General features: G+C 63.3%; 14 protein-coding genes and 1 pseudogene. 6 read left to right on the forward strand and 9 right to left on the reverse strand.

The window, feature by feature from the left end:
- Positions 1 to 42 precede the first annotated feature (42 nt).
- Positions 43 to 441, forward strand: a complete 399-nt coding sequence (locus BC1002_RS30725; RefSeq protein ID WP_013093874.1) for a hypothetical protein — start codon at positions 43 to 45, stop codon at positions 439 to 441.
- Between the two features lie 104 nt (positions 442 to 545).
- On the opposite strand, the gene BC1002_RS30730 is transcribed toward BC1002_RS30725, so the two are convergent.
- The 5 genes and pseudogenes from BC1002_RS30730 to BC1002_RS30745 form a co-directional block, all read right to left on the reverse strand.
- Entirely contained in the window at positions 546 to 956 is a 411-nt protein-coding gene (locus BC1002_RS30730) for a VOC family protein (RefSeq protein ID WP_013093875.1), read from the reverse strand.
- A 276-nt stretch (positions 957 to 1,232) separates the two neighbouring features.
- A pseudogene (locus BC1002_RS39870) lies at positions 1,233 to 2,599 on the reverse strand (MFS transporter).
- Between the two features lie 144 nt (positions 2,600 to 2,743).
- Positions 2,744 to 3,277 carry a helix-turn-helix domain-containing protein gene (locus BC1002_RS30740; protein WP_013093876.1) on the reverse strand — a complete coding sequence of 178 codons (534 nt, stop codon included), beginning with the start codon at positions 3,275 to 3,277 and terminating at the stop codon, positions 2,744 to 2,746.
- A 9-nt stretch (positions 3,278 to 3,286) separates the two neighbouring features.
- Positions 3,287 to 3,442, reverse strand: coding sequence for a hypothetical protein (locus tag BC1002_RS38065; protein ID WP_157874822.1), 156 nt, complete (start codon positions 3,440 to 3,442; stop codon positions 3,287 to 3,289).
- A gap of 8 nt (positions 3,443 to 3,450) precedes the next feature.
- Complete coding sequence (locus tag BC1002_RS30745; protein WP_013093877.1) at positions 3,451 to 4,524, reverse strand: AI-2E family transporter; 1,074 nt, start codon at positions 4,522 to 4,524, stop codon at positions 3,451 to 3,453.
- Positions 4,525 to 4,981: 457 nt separating this feature from the next.
- Between BC1002_RS30745 and BC1002_RS30750 the strand changes: the two genes are divergently transcribed.
- Positions 4,982 to 6,259 (forward strand): hypothetical protein, encoded by a 1,278-nt coding sequence (locus BC1002_RS30750; RefSeq protein ID WP_013093878.1) that lies wholly within the window; start codon positions 4,982 to 4,984, stop codon positions 6,257 to 6,259.
- Positions 6,260 to 6,298: 39 nt separating this feature from the next.
- Here BC1002_RS30750 and BC1002_RS30755 read toward each other — a convergent pair whose 3' ends face one another.
- The gene (locus BC1002_RS30755) at positions 6,299 to 7,087 is read right to left on the reverse strand and encodes a hypothetical protein (RefSeq protein WP_013093879.1); all 789 of its coding nucleotides are present in this window, start codon (positions 7,085 to 7,087) and stop codon (positions 6,299 to 6,301) included.
- 305 nt (positions 7,088 to 7,392) lie between these two features.
- Between BC1002_RS30755 and BC1002_RS30760 the strand changes: the two genes are divergently transcribed.
- Positions 7,393 to 8,979 (forward strand): phospholipase D family protein, encoded by a 1,587-nt coding sequence (locus BC1002_RS30760; protein ID WP_013093880.1) that lies wholly within the window; start codon positions 7,393 to 7,395, stop codon positions 8,977 to 8,979.
- Positions 8,980 to 8,987: 8 nt separating this feature from the next.
- Here the strand turns inward: BC1002_RS30760 and BC1002_RS30765 are convergent, their stop codons facing one another.
- The 3 genes from BC1002_RS30765 to tssH form a co-directional block, all read right to left on the reverse strand.
- Entirely contained in the window at positions 8,988 to 9,542 is a 555-nt protein-coding gene (locus BC1002_RS30765; protein WP_013093881.1) for a hypothetical protein, read from the reverse strand.
- Positions 9,543 to 9,658: 116 nt separating this feature from the next.
- The gene (locus BC1002_RS30770; RefSeq protein ID WP_013093882.1) at positions 9,659 to 10,042 is read right to left on the reverse strand and encodes a PLDc N-terminal domain-containing protein; all 384 of its coding nucleotides are present in this window, start codon (positions 10,040 to 10,042) and stop codon (positions 9,659 to 9,661) included.
- Between the two features lie 463 nt (positions 10,043 to 10,505).
- A complete protein-coding gene (tssH, locus tag BC1002_RS30775; RefSeq protein ID WP_041735677.1) occupies positions 10,506 to 13,193 on the reverse strand; it encodes a type VI secretion system ATPase TssH in 2,688 nt (895 codons plus the stop codon).
- Between the two features lie 312 nt (positions 13,194 to 13,505).
- On the opposite strand from tssH, the gene BC1002_RS30780 reads away from it, so the two are divergent.
- From BC1002_RS30780 to tssE, 3 genes are read left to right on the forward strand one after another with little or no spacing between them, the layout of a single operon-like run.
- Positions 13,506 to 14,390 carry a TagK domain-containing protein gene (locus tag BC1002_RS30780; RefSeq protein WP_238538030.1) on the forward strand — a complete coding sequence of 295 codons (885 nt, stop codon included), beginning with the start codon at positions 13,506 to 13,508 and terminating at the stop codon, positions 14,388 to 14,390.
- Positions 14,359 to 15,195: a type VI secretion system accessory protein TagJ gene (locus BC1002_RS30785; protein WP_013093885.1), complete on the forward strand. Its 837-nt coding sequence runs from the start codon at positions 14,359 to 14,361 to the stop codon at positions 15,193 to 15,195. The genes BC1002_RS30780 and BC1002_RS30785 overlap by 32 nt, the downstream gene beginning before the upstream one ends.
- Positions 15,192 to 15,710, forward strand: coding sequence for a type VI secretion system baseplate subunit TssE (tssE, locus tag BC1002_RS30790; protein WP_013093886.1), 519 nt, complete (start codon positions 15,192 to 15,194; stop codon positions 15,708 to 15,710). The genes BC1002_RS30785 and tssE overlap by 4 nt, the downstream gene beginning before the upstream one ends.
- Position 15,711: the final 1 nt, after the last annotated feature.

Below are 15,711 nucleotides of genomic sequence, written 5' to 3' on the forward strand. Positions count from 1 at the left end.
GTTTCGCTTCGCGCGAGACCCTCTCACTACTTCTTATGGCGAATGATCATGTCTTCAATCGACATCTTGCGACGCACGCTGGCGTTGATCGTCCTCGGTGTGGTCGTCGGTAGTGCGCACGCGCTGCCGCCTCAGCCGGTGGCGCCCGTGACCCTGCCCCACGGCGGACACGGCGTCGACGGTCCGTTCTTTCCTCATAACCGTGCCAGCGCGGTCGCTCCGACCACCGGCTCGACGCTGCAGCAGCAGGCTCAGCAGCGCATGGAGAGCAGGCTGGGCGCGAATTCGGTGCTAAACAACGGCTCGTCGATCACCAAGGCTCAGGCGCAAAGCAGCGGGCTCGGCTATATCGCCAGGCATTTTGACGAGATCGATAGCGCACATTCGGGTCGTGTGACGCTGAACGACGTGCGGCAGTATCTGCAGCAGCATCAACAGTGATGGTCCCGTAGTCCATGGGACCGATGTTGCGGCCGGCGGCGCGTCGCGGTCGTGCGACGCGTCGTCGGCCGCATGTGACTACGCGGCACGCGGATCGGGTACGCTCACTTCGCCGCCGCCTGGATCATCTTCCATCCATTGCCCGCCGGATCGCGAAAGCCCGCATCGACGCTGCCGAAACGATCCACTGGCTCCTGCGTGAATTCCACGCCGCGCGCCTTCAACTGCTCGTAGCTCGCGCGACAGTCGGCAACGGACAACACCAACGGCGGCATCGCTCCCTTCGCGACCATCGCGCGCAGCGTTTGCGCGGTCGCTTCATCGTGGATCGGCGGCCCCGGCGCGAACAGTCCCAACTGGAAAGTCGGCTGCTCCGGGTGCTGGACCGTGAGCCAGCGATAAGCGCCGTTGCGCACATCCGTGTGGACGCGAAAGCCGAGCTTGTCGACGTAGAACGAAAGCGCCGCGTCCTGATCGTCGACGTACAAACCGACCACATTGATACCCTGATTCATGACTCCTCCGTCGGTGGTTGAGGGCTCGACTGTATCGCCGACCACCCGGCGGCGCTTCTCCAAAACTGCGCCCGGCACGCGCGCCGGTTCAATGCAATTCGTTGAAGTCGACGCGCCCGCCCTTCATCACCAGCGGGATGCACTCGCCCTGGCCCGTCAGGGAACTCAAATCGCGGAATGGGATCGAGCAAAGCGGCGTTCTTGAACAGAATGCGGTCCATGTGTTGTTCCCAGAGTTGCAGGATGCGAGCGCGCGATGCGCGCCCTGTCAGCGGTTCAGCGGTTCAGGCGCATCGCGGCAATTTCTTCGAGCGACCGGCCGCGAGTGGACACGCCCATGATCAGAACGGCGAGCGCACCGATGATCAGCACCAGCGTCGTGCCGCCGAAGACCCCGCCGAAGCCCAGACGCGGATACAAAAAGCCGACCAAAATCGGCGCGGCGATCGCGCCGAGGCGGCCGATCGCCGAAGCGACGCCCATGCCGGTCGCGCGCACTTCGGTGGGGAACACCTCGGGCGTGTACGCATAGACGCCGGCATAAGTCCCGTTCATGAAGAACGACAGCAAAAAGCCGGAGGTCAGAATTTCGGCATCGCTGTGCGTGAGCGCGAGTCCCAACGCTGAGAAACCGCCGAGCGCCATGTACGTGACGATGGTCGCGCGGCGGCCGATCTTTTCATTGAGCCACGCGCCCGAGAAGTAACCGGGAATCTGCGCGAGGTACATGACCAGTGAATACGAAAAGCTGCGCGTGATCGTCATGCCGTTTTGCACCAGCAGACCGGGAATCCACGTAAAGAACGCGTAGTAGCTGAACGTGATCGACAGCCACATCAACCAGGCCATCGCGGTGATGCCGGCGAGTTGTCGCGACCACAGCGCCTTGAGTTTCGCCAGTGGTGTACCGGACGCGACGGGGGCCGGGGCGCTTGCGCCGGCCGCTTGCTCCGGCAGCAGCGGCAAGCCGGCGGCGCGTACCACGGCTTCCATCCGTTCGACGATCACCTCGGCTTCGGCGGTTCTGCCACGGCTGTCGAGCCAGCGCGGTGATTCGGGCAATGCGCGCCGCCACCACAGCAGCATGACGATCGGCAATGCGGTAATCACCGAGACGACACGCCAGGCGTCGGGCGCGAGCGGTATGACCAGACACCGAGTATCGCGGCAAACACGAAGCCGAACGAGAAGAACGCCGCCAGACTGCCGGTGAAAGTGCCGCGATATTTGCGCGCGCAGAACTCCGACAGAAATGGCGCGACGATCGCGCTTTCGGCGCCGGTGCCGAGCCCGGCGACGATGCGTGTCGCCATGAAGAAGGGCCAATTCTGCGCGGTGGCGCTGACGAGCGATGCGAGGCAGTAGATGATCAGTGCCCACACCATCACTTTGCGCCGGCCGATCACGTCACCGAGAATGCCGGCGAGCGCGGCGCCGAAGAAGTAGCCAATGAAGGTGCCGCTGCCGAGCACGCCGGTCTGCACGCTACTCAGATGCCACTGGTTGCGCAGCACTGGCAGCATGAAGGCTAGTACCGCGGCATCCATCGCATCGAAGACGTAACCGAGCCCTCCCATCCAAAGAAGTTTGCGATGAAAGCTCGAGTACGGCAGGCGCTCTATACGCGCGGGAATCGTCGACATAGCTTCCTTCCAGAAAGGGGGCGCCGTGGCACCGGGCTTGGTCGAACGAGTATAGGAAGCCGAAATGGGCGGGTCTTGGTTGGAAACCGCACCGAACATGCGGATTCCGGCATCACGGCGCGTCGAACGCGAGCGCTGCCTGATTCACGACTTCTCGCTGGCAGGAGGCTCGGCAGCGTCGTCGTTCGCGCGGCGGCGCTTTTCCAGAACGGCGGTCGTCAGGTCCGGGCGCTGAGCGGCTTTCAGCACACAGGCGGGCACGCGATCGAGGTCGGCCTGATTGGCGCGTGACTGCACGCGCATCTCGCTCGGGCTCAGGCCGGTGATATCGCGAAACACGCGGCCGAACGTGCCGAGGCTTTCCCAGCCGGTCGCGAACGCGATGTCCGTGATGCCGAGGTCGGTGTCACGCAGCAAGGTGGTGGCCTGCTCGATACGCCGCGTCAACAGATAGCGATGCGGCGGCACACCGAAGGCCCGCTTGAACGAGCGCGCGAAGTGCGCTTCCGACACCCCGCTGACTTCAGCCAGACGCCTTACCGGCCAGGCTTCGTGCGACGCGGCATCGATGCGGTCTTTCGCACGCAGCAGGCGGCGCAGCAGCGCAGGGTCTTCGAGTGCTTCGGCGCCGCCCGAGAGGGAAAGAGGCTGGACTTCAGGGTCGTGTGAGCGGGACATGAGTTCGCATTAGAACCGATAGCCGATGCCGCCGAGAATTACGTCGGTATCGCGGCTATAGCGCGTCATCACGCGATTCCACGTGACTCTTCCTGCGCCGATGTCCGACCGGCCGCCGCGCAAAGAACGATCGTGACCTTCTGCGGCTTTCGACGCGAAGTTCACGCAATTCTTCAAGCGGTCTGCTCGGTCTTGCCATAAGTGAGTCGGCCGTTTTTGGACAGCAGCACCGCAACCGGCCGCGTCATTTCGAACTCGGAGAAAATGATCGTCATGCTGGCAGTGATCGGCACCGCGAGAAAAGCGCCCGGTACGCCCCATAACGCCGACCACACCGCCATGCTCGCGACGATCGCGAACGGACTGAGGTTCAGCGAGTTGCCCGTCAGATACGGATCGAGAATATTGCCGATCACGAAGTGAATCGCGGACAGCGAAACCAGCACGACCAGGATCGAATTCAGGTCGCCGAACTGCAGTACCGACATCAGCACAGGGAACGCAACCGCGAGCACCGAGCCGATATATGGCACATAGTTCAGTAGCGCGGTCAGTATCGCCCACAGCCCGGCGAACTCGAGGCCAACGCTGCGCATCGCGAGCCAGCAGAGCCCCCCGAGCAGCACGCCGAGAAAAGTCTTCAGCGCGAGATAGGCGCCAATGCGTCGGTTGATGTCGATGACCACGCCGCGAATGCGCGCCGCGTTCGTCGAATTGGCGGTCATGTTCGCGAGCTTATCGCCGAACGTCCGGCGCTCGAACAGCAGAAAACTCGCATACAGCACGATCACGAACAGGTCGATGATCATCGACGACAGCGACGCCAGCAGACCCGTGACCATCGCCTGAATGTTCAGCTGTGTGAGTATGTTCCGCCGCAGTGACTCCCAGGTCGGCTCGCTTTCGAGGTGCAGCAGCGTCGAGATCTTGTGGATCATCAGCAAGAGCGAGTCCTGGTAGCGCGGCGCGAGCGCGACGAGCGCGTCATAGTTGGCGACCAGCATATCGACCGCGAAGAAGATCGCGGCGCCGATCAGGAACATCGACAGTCCATAGCGCAACTGCACCGGCAGACGCGGGCCGATCACCGGAATGCGTTGCAGCAGCCGCGTGAGGTCGACCACCAGGTACACCGCGATCGCGCCGAACACGATCGGCACGAAAACCGCACGCCCGATATACAGCACCCAGCCCACAATCAGCAGCAGCACCACTACGTATACGGACGCTTGCAATCTGTCGGTCATTGGTCAGTGCTCCATGAATCCGCAAACAGGTGCGCCCGGGCTCAACGCGAGGATGAAGGCGATCGCCGCGCACGCGCCCGCCGTACGAGCCCCTTACACAGCGGGCCGCGCGATGGGCAGAACTGATCTTCGCACAGAACGATGACAGCTCACATAAAAAGCGCGCCAGATCGTTCCGTCCGCAAGCTTCAGGCCGATACCTCGAAATGCGCCAGCAGAATGTCGCGAAACGTTGTGATGAGCCGCATTCGCTGGTGAAACCCTTCTGTTACGCTGTTTTAATCGGTTTCAATCACCTGACGTGATCCGACGCGAGCGCCTGCGCCACGCGGTGGTAGCGCTTGGTCCAATCCACGCAGTGAAGCCCGCGCCGCGCGTCGCGGTGCGATGTCCGCACCAGGTCTGTGCGTGATGTCCGCTGCACGCATCCCTCTCACCTCACCGCATGGAGAACGAGATGCTGCAACGGCTGGGTTCGCGATTCTTCGCATTGGGTTTGATCTGGACATTGTCCGCTTGTGGCGGTGGTGGTGGCGGCAGCGGCGCGGAACCCGGCAGCACCGGCTCGAACGGAGCGGCCGGCGCGACCACGCCCGCATCGAGTCCGGCGCCCGCGTCGAGCCCGACACCGGCATCGAGTCCAACACCTGCGTCAAGCCCGTCGAGCGCGTCGGATGCGAGCGCGACGACGCCCAAGCTCGCCGCCGCGACGCCGATCATCGACGGCACGACACTCGGCGCCGCCATCTGGCCCGCGGGCGCTACGTCAACGGGCGGAACCGGTCAGCCGGTCGGCGGACTGAACTGCGCGTTGCGCAGCACCGCGTACACGTATGCGCACGTCTCGATCTACCAGAACGGGCAACTCCTGACGCTGCCGCCCAACATCGGCATGGTCGAGCCGACCATAAGCGCGCCGACTGGCTGCGCGTATCCGGTGCACACGGTCGATTCGAGCGGCAAGATCCATATGGACGCGACGACCGGCGCGACCTATACGCTCGGCCAGTTCTTCTCGATCTGGGGCGAGCCGCTGAGTGCGTCGAACGTGGCCGGCCTGACCGCCCCGCCGATCGCGATCTACGTGAACGACGGCGGCACGCTCACGCAATACACGGGCGACCCCGCGAGCCTCGTGCTAAAGCCGCACGACGAAATCACGATCATGGTCGGCACGCCTGTCACACAAGTGCCCACCTATTCGTGGACCGATCCGCCGCCGTTCGACCCGAACCCGATCACGCTCGTCTTCGGAGGCGTGGTCGGCTCGTCGTTCTGGCCGAACGGCACGACGTCGACGGGCGGCAATGGCTCGCCGGTCGACGGCCTGACCTGCGCGCCGAACATGAGTGTGCTGTACCACGTGCACGCGCACCTCGCGATCATCAAGGACGGGCAATGGCTCGCGTTGCCGGCGAACGTCGGCATCCTGTCGCAATGCACGTATGAGATGCACACGCACGACAACACCGGCATCATCCATATCGAAGCGCCGGACCAGAAAACCTATACGCTCGGCGACTTCTTCGATATCTGGGGCGAGCCGCTGACGAACACGAACGTCGCGGGCATCATGGGCGACGTGGTCGCGTATATCAACGACAACGGCGACTCGCGCCGCTATATGGGCGACTTGCGCAATATCGAACTGACGTCGTTGCGCGACATCACGCTGCAGATCGGCACGCCGCCGGTGAGCACGTTGGCGACGTATTCGTGGTACGAGCCGCAGTAACACCCGCCGCAGGCCGCGTCACTTCGCCGTGACGCGGCTTCAACGCGGCGTACCCGAATGCCCGATGCCGCCCGGCCGGCCCGGCGCGATGCCCGCGACGCAGCGCGGCGCCGCGTTCGCGACCAGAATCATCGACGCGCCGGCGAGACCGCTCGACACATGCTTCAACGCATGACCGGCGATCACGTGATGCGTGAGCTCCCAGATCTGCCAATCGAGGCTTTCGAAAATCTTCGCGACCCCGTAGAAGACGATCACGAGCGTCCATGCGATTACACCGTCCACCTTCCGCGTGAGCGTCATGCCGACGATCAGCATGAGCCCGCCGAACTGAAGAATCGCGTAAGGCCACAGGCTGTTGAACACGAGCCAGTAGCCGACGGTGGCGGGCGACACGACCACCATGATCAGCATCTGCGCCCAGCCGACGCGCTGTGCGCTCCACGACGTCCATAGCATCGCGAGAATGCCGGCGAACACGATCGTCATCGGCAGGCGATCCCAGACCAGCGTCGCATCGTTCGGCGCCATGTGGTAGTAAGCCGAGCCGAACGCGGTGAAGAGCAGCCCGAACGCGGCGACGACCATGCCGGGAAATTGCGCCGGCTGGTTCGACGCATGACGCCCGACCCAGCGCAGACAGAGCACGCCGGCGATCAGAATGACGACGTTCGACAGCACGTCCGCCGCATTGTGCAGCGGCCCCAGCGAGCGCTGATCGGCGAAGTGGTGATAGGAGGCCGGCTGCGCGAGCGGCCATATCAGCTGCAGCACGGTGCCCGCCACGAAAAGCAGCACGCTAGCCAGCAGCAAGCGGGAGATCTTCACGTTGCTCGACTCCACAGTGGGCGAAACGCTCGAAGGCGCCGTGAACCGGGACGTTTTACACCTCTCGACGACCGGTTACGCTGACGCGAAACGGATCACGCTCGCGCGCACAGAAACTATCCGGTCGATGCGCGGCCGGGTTGGCCCCCGTTCGAATTCGCGCAGCCTGCCCGTATCATCGGACAAAGCGCCTGGCGCAACAAGGGCGTCGGGCGGCGCACCGATGGACATGCGCTCATAGTATTCTTCTCAACCAATGCAAGCTGCGTGCAAGAACGCGCGACCCAAAGGAAGACCCGGACTCCATGCAAGCGCAGATACACCACCCGTCGTTCCCGCATCGTCGATGGAAGGACGCGCTGTGCGCGCTGCTGTGCGCAAGCCTGCTCGCCGGCTGTGCGCGGTTACCGTCGCTCGAGGACCGCAAGGAGTCGCATGCGTTGTCGCCCGCGGTGGCGGCCACCACGGATCTCGGTCGCGCGGTCGCGCCCGAGCTGGCCGCGCACGCGGGATTCGCGGGCATTTATCCGCTGGCGGATGCGCATGTCGCGTTTGCCGCGCGCATGGATCTGATCCGTTCCGCGCAACGCACGCTCGACATCCAGTACTACATCTGGCGCGACGATCTGACCGGCACGCTGCTGCTCGAACAGATCCACGAAGCGGCGGACCGGGGCGTGCGGGTGCGCCTGCTGCTCGACGATCTCGGCATCGCGTCCGCGCTCGACCCGACACTCTCGGCGCTCAACTCGCATCCGAACATCGAGGTGCGCCTGTTCAACCCGTTCGTCGTGCGCAACCCGAAATTCCTCGGCTTCGTGACCGACTTCTCACGCGCCAATCGGCGCATGCACAACAAGTCGCTGACCGCCGACGCCACCGCGACGATCCTCGGCGGCCGCAACATCGGCGACGAGTACTTCGATGCCACCGACGGCGTCGTGTTCGCCGATCTCGACGTCCTCGCGATCGGACCGGCCGCGGCCGACGTGTCGCGCGATTTCGACCGCTATTGGGCAAGCGCGTCGGCGTATCCGGTCGACAAGATCCTGCCGCACGAGAGCGTCGACGAACTGGCCACGCTGGAGCGCGAGGCGAAGGCGATCGAACAGGACCCTGCCGCCGCGGAGTATAAGGAAGCGCTGCGCGGCCCGCGCGTCGTGCAGAACCTGCTCGACGACAAGCTGCCGCTCGATTGGGCCAAAACGAAGATGATCAGCGACGACCCCGCGAAAGGCCTGAACGACGCGCCGCCGGAAGCGCTGATCTCGCACCAGCTACGCGAAGTGATGGGCCAGCCGACGAAGTCGCTCGACCTCGTCTCGCCCTACTTCGTGCCGGCGAATACGGGCACACAGTATCTGAGCGGCCTCGCCGCTCAGGGCGTCGATGTGCGCGTGTTGACGAACGCGCTCGAAGCGACCGATGTCGCCGCCGTGCACTCGGGCTATATCAGGCGGCGTGTCGAGTTGCTGCAAAACGGCGTGCACCTGTACGAATTGCGGCGCGTCGCGGGTGTCACCCAGAAGAAAGAACAGTCGCCGGGGCCGTTCGGCAGCTCCGGTTCGAGCTTGCATGCGAAAACTTTCATCGTCGATTCCCAGCGGGTTTTCGTCGGTTCGTTCAACTTCGATCCGCGCTCCGCGCATCTGAATACCGAGCTTGGCCTCGTCATCGACAGTCCCGATCTCGCGACGCGGGTCGATCGCAAGTTTCTCGCGCTACTGCCGACGGTCGCGTACGCGGTGCATCTGGACGCAAACGGCAAGCTGCACTGGATCGAAACCAACGACGGTGTCGAAACCCGCCACGACACCGAACCGAATACGACGTGGTACGCCCGGCTCGGTGTCTGGATGCTGTCGATTATGCCAATTGAGTCGTTGCTATAGCTTGCGGTTCAGAATCGTCGCAAATCGCGATCCCGCAATGGATCAGGCGAGCGCTGCGTCGCGCGCAACACGCCATTGGTATCGAACGCAAAATTGAACAGCATGTGGTGGATGTTGTTTTCGATGTAGCGGTATGACCAGACTTCGCGTTGCGAGAGCCGGAAAAACTGTGTCTGCACGGGGCGGCCGAAATTGGTCAGCACATCGTCGCGCGTCCATTTGCCGATTTCCGCGCGATTGAATTCGCTCAACTGCAAAACCTGACGCACGCTCACGATCTTGGCTGAAGCGTCGATGTCGGCGGCGACGGTTGTCGAGCCCATCGGCTGGGTCGGCCACATCAGCCGGCGGCCGCCTCCGGGCAAGTCATAGGTTTCGCGCGGCGGACCCATGCGGGCGATGATCGCGGCTTGATCCTGGCCGGCCTGGAATTGCTGCCACGGTTGCGCGCAAGCCGCGAGCATCAACGCCGTCACGCACGTCAGCGCGGCGCGGCGCAACGTCAGCTGCGTGCGCGCGGTACGTGCACCAGTGTTCCGAACGTGGGCGAGGCGGGTAAGCATGGGTTCCTCCCGTTACGTTCGATCGCGCGTCGATCTGGAAACCCTTAGCGCGCAAAAGCCAACGCGACACGGGCTGTGCGCCCGCTCGTCGATGGCTGCAGTCAGGTAACCGACGCTTACTGCACCAGCTTAGCGCGCAAACGCGAGTGCTCGTCCGCGGAAATGGAACCGGACGCTTTCAGCTTGTCGAGCTTCTCGATTTCGTCGGCGACGCTGAAGCCCACCACATTGCGCAGATCTTCGCGCACCTGCTTGGCCCGCGCCTGATCGCGTTCCGCCATGCCGCGATGCTGCGTGAGCAGATACGCGAAGATGCCGATATACGGAAGGATGATCAGGAAAATCACCCACAGAACCTTGCCCCATCCGGACACGTCATGACGGCGGAACAGGTCGCTCGACACCGTGATCAACAGCCAGAACCACAGAATAAAGATGAAGATGGAGAAAACGTCGGCCAGAAAATTCGGGAATGTGAAACCATCATTAAAGAAGAGCATTGTTGTTCTCCAGTCATTCCGGTTGCAATTGAAAGGCGTAACGGATTTCGACCTATGGTTGCCCGCTATGGATGGCGCATACGATTAGCATGGCAGCGCGCTGAAAATCTACCATGACCGCATGTCGATGCGGCGCGCGCATTTCCTACTGTATGAAAGACATGCATCGGGTTCAATGGCTCGTTTAAAGTCACACGCCCGCCGTTCGGCGCGTTTCATTTGTCCTCCTCATTTCGGGCGCGGCAAATGCATGATGCGGACCTTTTTGTCTTTATAGACTATTCCGATCAAGTAGCGCGAGCAATTTTTAAGGTTCCCTCCGATTGGCGATTTGTGACGATGGGGCGACCATGCCGCATGGCATTGAACATGCATAATGTGAAAACGATGTCAAAAGCGAGCACTAATGCCCTGCAAAAAAAATGCCAAAGGAAACAACTCTGAATAAATCCGGACGCACGCGTTATCGGCCAGCGCGGACCACCAGCGCGTCAGCAGGTGCCGCAGCGGGATCGGTCACCTCGATTGTCATATGCGTGAGCGCGCTTTTCGCTGCAAACGCATCGAGCCACTGCCGTGCGAGGCGCGGCAGCACGTGCAGTTCGATAAAGCCGATCAAAAGACGCGCACCGGTCTCGTGCACGAGGCAGCGACCGACAATGTAGTCCACCACCTCCGACGCATAACTCAGCGCGATGCGGTTGTTGTCCGCCATGCGCCGAACGACTCGATCGAGATGCAAACGCACGATCCGCGCGAGCGAATCCGAGCCCAGCGGACGATATGGCACCAGCGTCACGCGCCCGAGGAAGGCCGCCGGAAACGCCTTCAGGAATTCCGTCGAAAGCGCGGAACGCAGACCTTCAAAATCCGGCGCTAGCACTTCATCCGCGCATAGGCTCGCGCTCAGATCGGCGCCGACGTTGCTGGTCATCAGGATGGTCGTATTGCGGAAATCGATGAAGCGACCATCGCCGTCTTCCATGTAACCCTTGTCCAGCACCTGGTAGAACATTTCGTGCACGTCGCCGTGTGCCTTTTCAATCTCGTCGAGCAGCACGACCGAGTACGGACGCCGGCGCACCGCTTCGGTCAGCACGCCGCCCTCGCCGTAACCGACGTAGCCAGGCGGCGCGCCCTTGAGTCCCGAGACCGTATGCGCCTCCTGGTACTCGCTCATGTTGATCGTGATCAGATTCTGCTCGCCGCCGTAGAGCGCTTCGGCCAATGCGAGCGCGGTTTCCGTCTTGCCAACGCCGGACGGCCCCGCGAGCAGGAACACGCCGAGCGGCTTGCGCGGGTCCGCGAGCCCGGCGCGCGCCGTCTGCACGCGCTCGCCGATCTGCTGCAACGCGTCGTGCTGGCCGATCACGCGCGCCGCCAGCGTGGCGGGCAGCATCTGAACGGCGCTGACTTCGTCGGTAATCATGCGTCCGACTGGAATACCGGTCCAGTCAGAGACGATGTCGGCGACGATCGCTTCGCCGACTTCCGGAAACACGAATGGCGTCTCCGCCTGCAGGTTCGATAACGTCCGCTCCAGCTCGCGCAACGTCTGCAGCTCGCTCGCCGCGCTATCGCGCGCGCCGGACTCAGGTTCGCCTTCCACGGCGCGCCCGCTCACGACCTCGCGCGCGCTTGCTAGCGCCTTCGCCACCTCGGACTGGCCCCGCCAGGCGGCTTCGACAACACGTTCCTCGAACTCGAGCGTTTCGATCGCCGCGTTGACGTCGGCCAACGCGGCCTCGCTGCCAAGCCCGATGCGCACCTCGTTCCCGAGCAGCTCGGCTTCGACGCGCGCGGCTTGAAACCGCTCGCGAATCCGCTGCAATTCGCGCGGCGGCGCATGCTGCGATAGCGCGACCCGCGCGCAGGCGGTGTCGAGCAGGCTGATCGCCTTGTCCGGCAACTGACGCGACGGAATATAGCGATGCGATAGCGTCACGGCTGCGCGAATCGCTTCGTCGAGAACCACGACGCCATGATGGCTCGCGAGCGTGCGCGCGAGTCCGCGGACCATATCGATCGCGGACGGCTCCTCGGGCTCGGCGATCTGCAGCACCTGAAAGCGCCGCGTGAGCGCCGGGTCCTTCTCGATGTGCCGCTTGTACTCGGACCACGTCGTCGCGCCGATCGTGCGCAACGTACCACGGGCGAGCGCCGGTTTCAGCAGATTTGCCGCGTCGCCGGTGCCGGCCTGACCGCCGGCGCCGACCAGCGTGTGAATCTCGTCGACGAACAGCACGACGGGCGCCGGCGACTTCGCCGCCTCCTCGAGTACCGACTTCAGCCTGGCCTCGAACTCGCCCTTCATGCTCGCGCCGGCAAGCAGCGCACCGACGTCGAGGCTCAACAGCCGCACGTCGGCAAGTTTCGGTGGAACTTCGCCGGCCGCGATAGCGCGCGCGAGGCCTTCGACCACCGCGGTCTTGCCAACCCCGGCGTCGCCGGTCAGAAGCGGGTTGTTTTGACGCCGGCGCAACAGCACATCGATCATCGTGCGAATCTCGACTTCGCGGCCAACCACCGGATCAATTTCACCGGCGCGCGCGCGTGCGGTCAGATCCGCACAAAACTGTGCAAGTGTCGCGCCCTTCGCCGATGCTGCGAGCACACCGGACGCCTCGCCCGGCACCGCGGACGAAAAGTCGCTCCGGTCGTACGGGGTGTCTTCCGCTTCGGGGGAATCGGCAATCCAGCCCGGCAACGCATCGTGAAGGCCGTCGACGGCAAGCTTGCCGAACTCCGGCGAAATGGCCAGCAGCAAGCGCCGCAATTCCGGCGTCTCGACAAGCGCCGCCATCAGCCACGCACCGCGAATCCGGCCGTCGCCGAATGCCAGCGTCGCGACGACCCACGCTCGCTCGATTGCCGTCTCGACATGATGCGAAAAATCCGTGAGCACGCTCGCGCCCGACGGCAGCGCGGCGAGCGCCGTCTGCAGGTCCCGCTCGAGCAGTTCGCGGCTGATGCCGCAGTGTCTGACGATGCGGTGCAGGTCGCCATCGGACTGCGCGAGCAACTGGTGCAGCCAGTGCACCAATTCGATATACGGGTTGCCGCGCAGCTTGGAAAACGCCGTAGCGGATTCGATGCTTCTGAAGAGCGTCGCGCCGAGCTTGCCGAACAACGCGTGGCGTGAAATGGACATGATGATGTTGCAGGTAAAGATGTTTGTTCCGGAAACGGCGTGGCCCTGCCTTGGCATCCGGCGCTCTGCGCGCAGGTATCCGAGAAAGCACGCTGGCCACACTGATCGAGTGACAAAGGATAGCCGGTCGATCGCTGCGTGTATTTGGGCCGTCGCCCATATTCCGCTCAAGGTGCGCGAAGTAGCATTCACATCTTCCAGGCGCCAACCCGCATTTTTAGTTGGTGATCCTTTTATTTCTTGTCGGGAGAGTCTTTTACCAATGCGCGCTTTCCGGGCAAACCTGATTTGCCATTGCATACCGGCCACGCCATGACTGGATATCACGCTCGCTGGGACCATTCGCCCTTCGAAGCGGGCGCGCTAAGAACGTTCGCACGAACCATCCAGTCTCTCGGAAACGTTCGTACCGTTTCGCGAAACCGTCACGCCGGCGTGGAGTGTTCGTCCGACGCTGGTCCGGGAACGCATCCCGACCTTCAGCCTATGCCCGATTTGTTACCGAACCCGCCTCTCGAGAAAGCGAACGCGTCTGAAGCCTCCGTCCCAGCACCTCCGTCGAGCGTGAATCCGCCCGTGGACCGGATCGAGCCCCTGCTCATGAAGCCGGATGACTTCAGCGACCTGATCGCGCTAGCAGCCGATGACGATGACGATCCGCTGCACTCGTGGCGTGAACCGCATTCAGCGCAACTCAGCGGCCACGACGGTAAGGCAATGCTTCCGGCAGCCGACATCGACGAAGCGGACCCGCTCGCCGCGCTCACGCTCGAATACCGTGACGCGCTGCTGAGCCAGAAGAGCGACCACGCGCCCGAGCCGAAGGCGTCGCCCGAAGCTGATAGCGAGTCGATCATCGGATCACCTCCCGATCCGTTCGCCGAACTCGTCGATCCGTCGCATCCGGAAGCGTCCGTGTTCGATCTGCTGACGAAGGGGGAGAACATCGACACCCTGCTCGATAGCCTTGACTCGTTCGGTGCCGAGCAGATTTTCGAGGCTGACGAAACGCACGAGATCCTCTCGCTGCTCGCGCCGCACGGAATGCCGGCCCACCGTGCAAGCAGGGCCGCGCGGCTCGCGCGCGAAGAACATCACCTGGTCAGTATGGACAGCCACATCGCGATGCCTGAATCGATCGAATACGAAGAGCCAGAATTTTCAGATGAGAATATCCGCTGCCCCGCCCAACCCTGACACTCCAACCCTTGGCAGCCTGCTCGACGCGCAGACTTACGGCGAACTGAAGGAGCGAACCATCGACAACGTTCGCAAGCATCCGTCGAACGTGTGCGAGCGCTGGCTGCTGTTCGAGCTGTTGTGCCTTGACGGCGAATGGAGCCGCGCGCTACAGCAGCTGCAGACGTGGGCCACGCTCGAGCCGGAAGGCACATCTCGCGCCCAGATGTATCGCGGGCTGATTCGCAGCGAGATGTTCCGCGCCGAGGTGTTCGCGGGTCAGCGCACGCCGGGCGAGATCGAGCCGTTGCCCGAGTGGGTGAAAACGCTGCTGCAAGCCAACGCCAAGCTCGGCGAGGGCAACCTCGCCGCAGCCGACGAACTGCGCGGCGCCGCGTTGAACGCCGCGCCGGCCACGCGCGGCGAAAGCACGCAGATCGGCGAATTCGAGTGGCTGACCGATAGCGACAGCCGGCTGGGGCCCGTGTGTGAGCTGACCGTCGCGGGCGGTTATCGCTGGGTGCCGTTCGACTCGCTGAAATCGCTGACATTCGGTCCGGTCACCGCGCTGACCGACCTCGTCTGGCGCTCGGCCGTCGTGGGCCTAAGGGACGCGACCGTGCTGAGCGGCTATCTGCCGGTGCGCTATCCCGGCTCCGAAACTGGCCCCACTGCCACCCGGCTCTCGCGCGAAACCACCTGGAAAGACGTTGGGGAAACCGGCGTGATCGCGCTCGGCCAGAAAACCTGGAGCACCGACAAGGGCGACGTCGGCCTGCTCGACATCGGCGAATGCCGGTTCAATTACGACGAGCGCGTATGACCACGTCAGACGCGCGGCACCGGCAAGCCTATATGCCGTCGCTGATCGACCGTCTGCTCGACGATGCGCCCGCGCGGCGCAGCGAGCGGCCAGAGACCTATGCACCGAACAGCGAAGGCATGCGCCGCATCATCCAGCGTGATCTGAGCCTGCTGCTCAACACGACGAATCTGGACGACGAATTGGACATCGCGCGCTACCCGATGCTAGCCGAGTCGGTCGTCAATTACGGCATTCCCGCGTTGTCCGGTAGCTACCTCGCCAGTCGCAACTGGGAAACCGTCGAGAAGATGGTACGCAACGCAATCGTGCGCTTCGAGCCGCGTCTGATTCCCGAGTCGTTGCGCATCCGGCCGCTCGATAGCAAGAACCCGGTGCGCTACAACCAGCTCGTGTTCGAGATTCATGGCCTCATGCGCTGGTCGCCCTATCCACTGGAATTTCGCATTCAGAGCGCATTCGATATCGAAATGAATCACGTCACGTTCGACCCGCAATCCGGTAAGGGAAATTGAC

The sequence above is a fragment of the Paraburkholderia atlantica genome (assembly GCF_000092885.1).
Classification (GTDB): Bacteria; Pseudomonadota; Gammaproteobacteria; order Burkholderiales; family Burkholderiaceae; genus Paraburkholderia; species Paraburkholderia atlantica.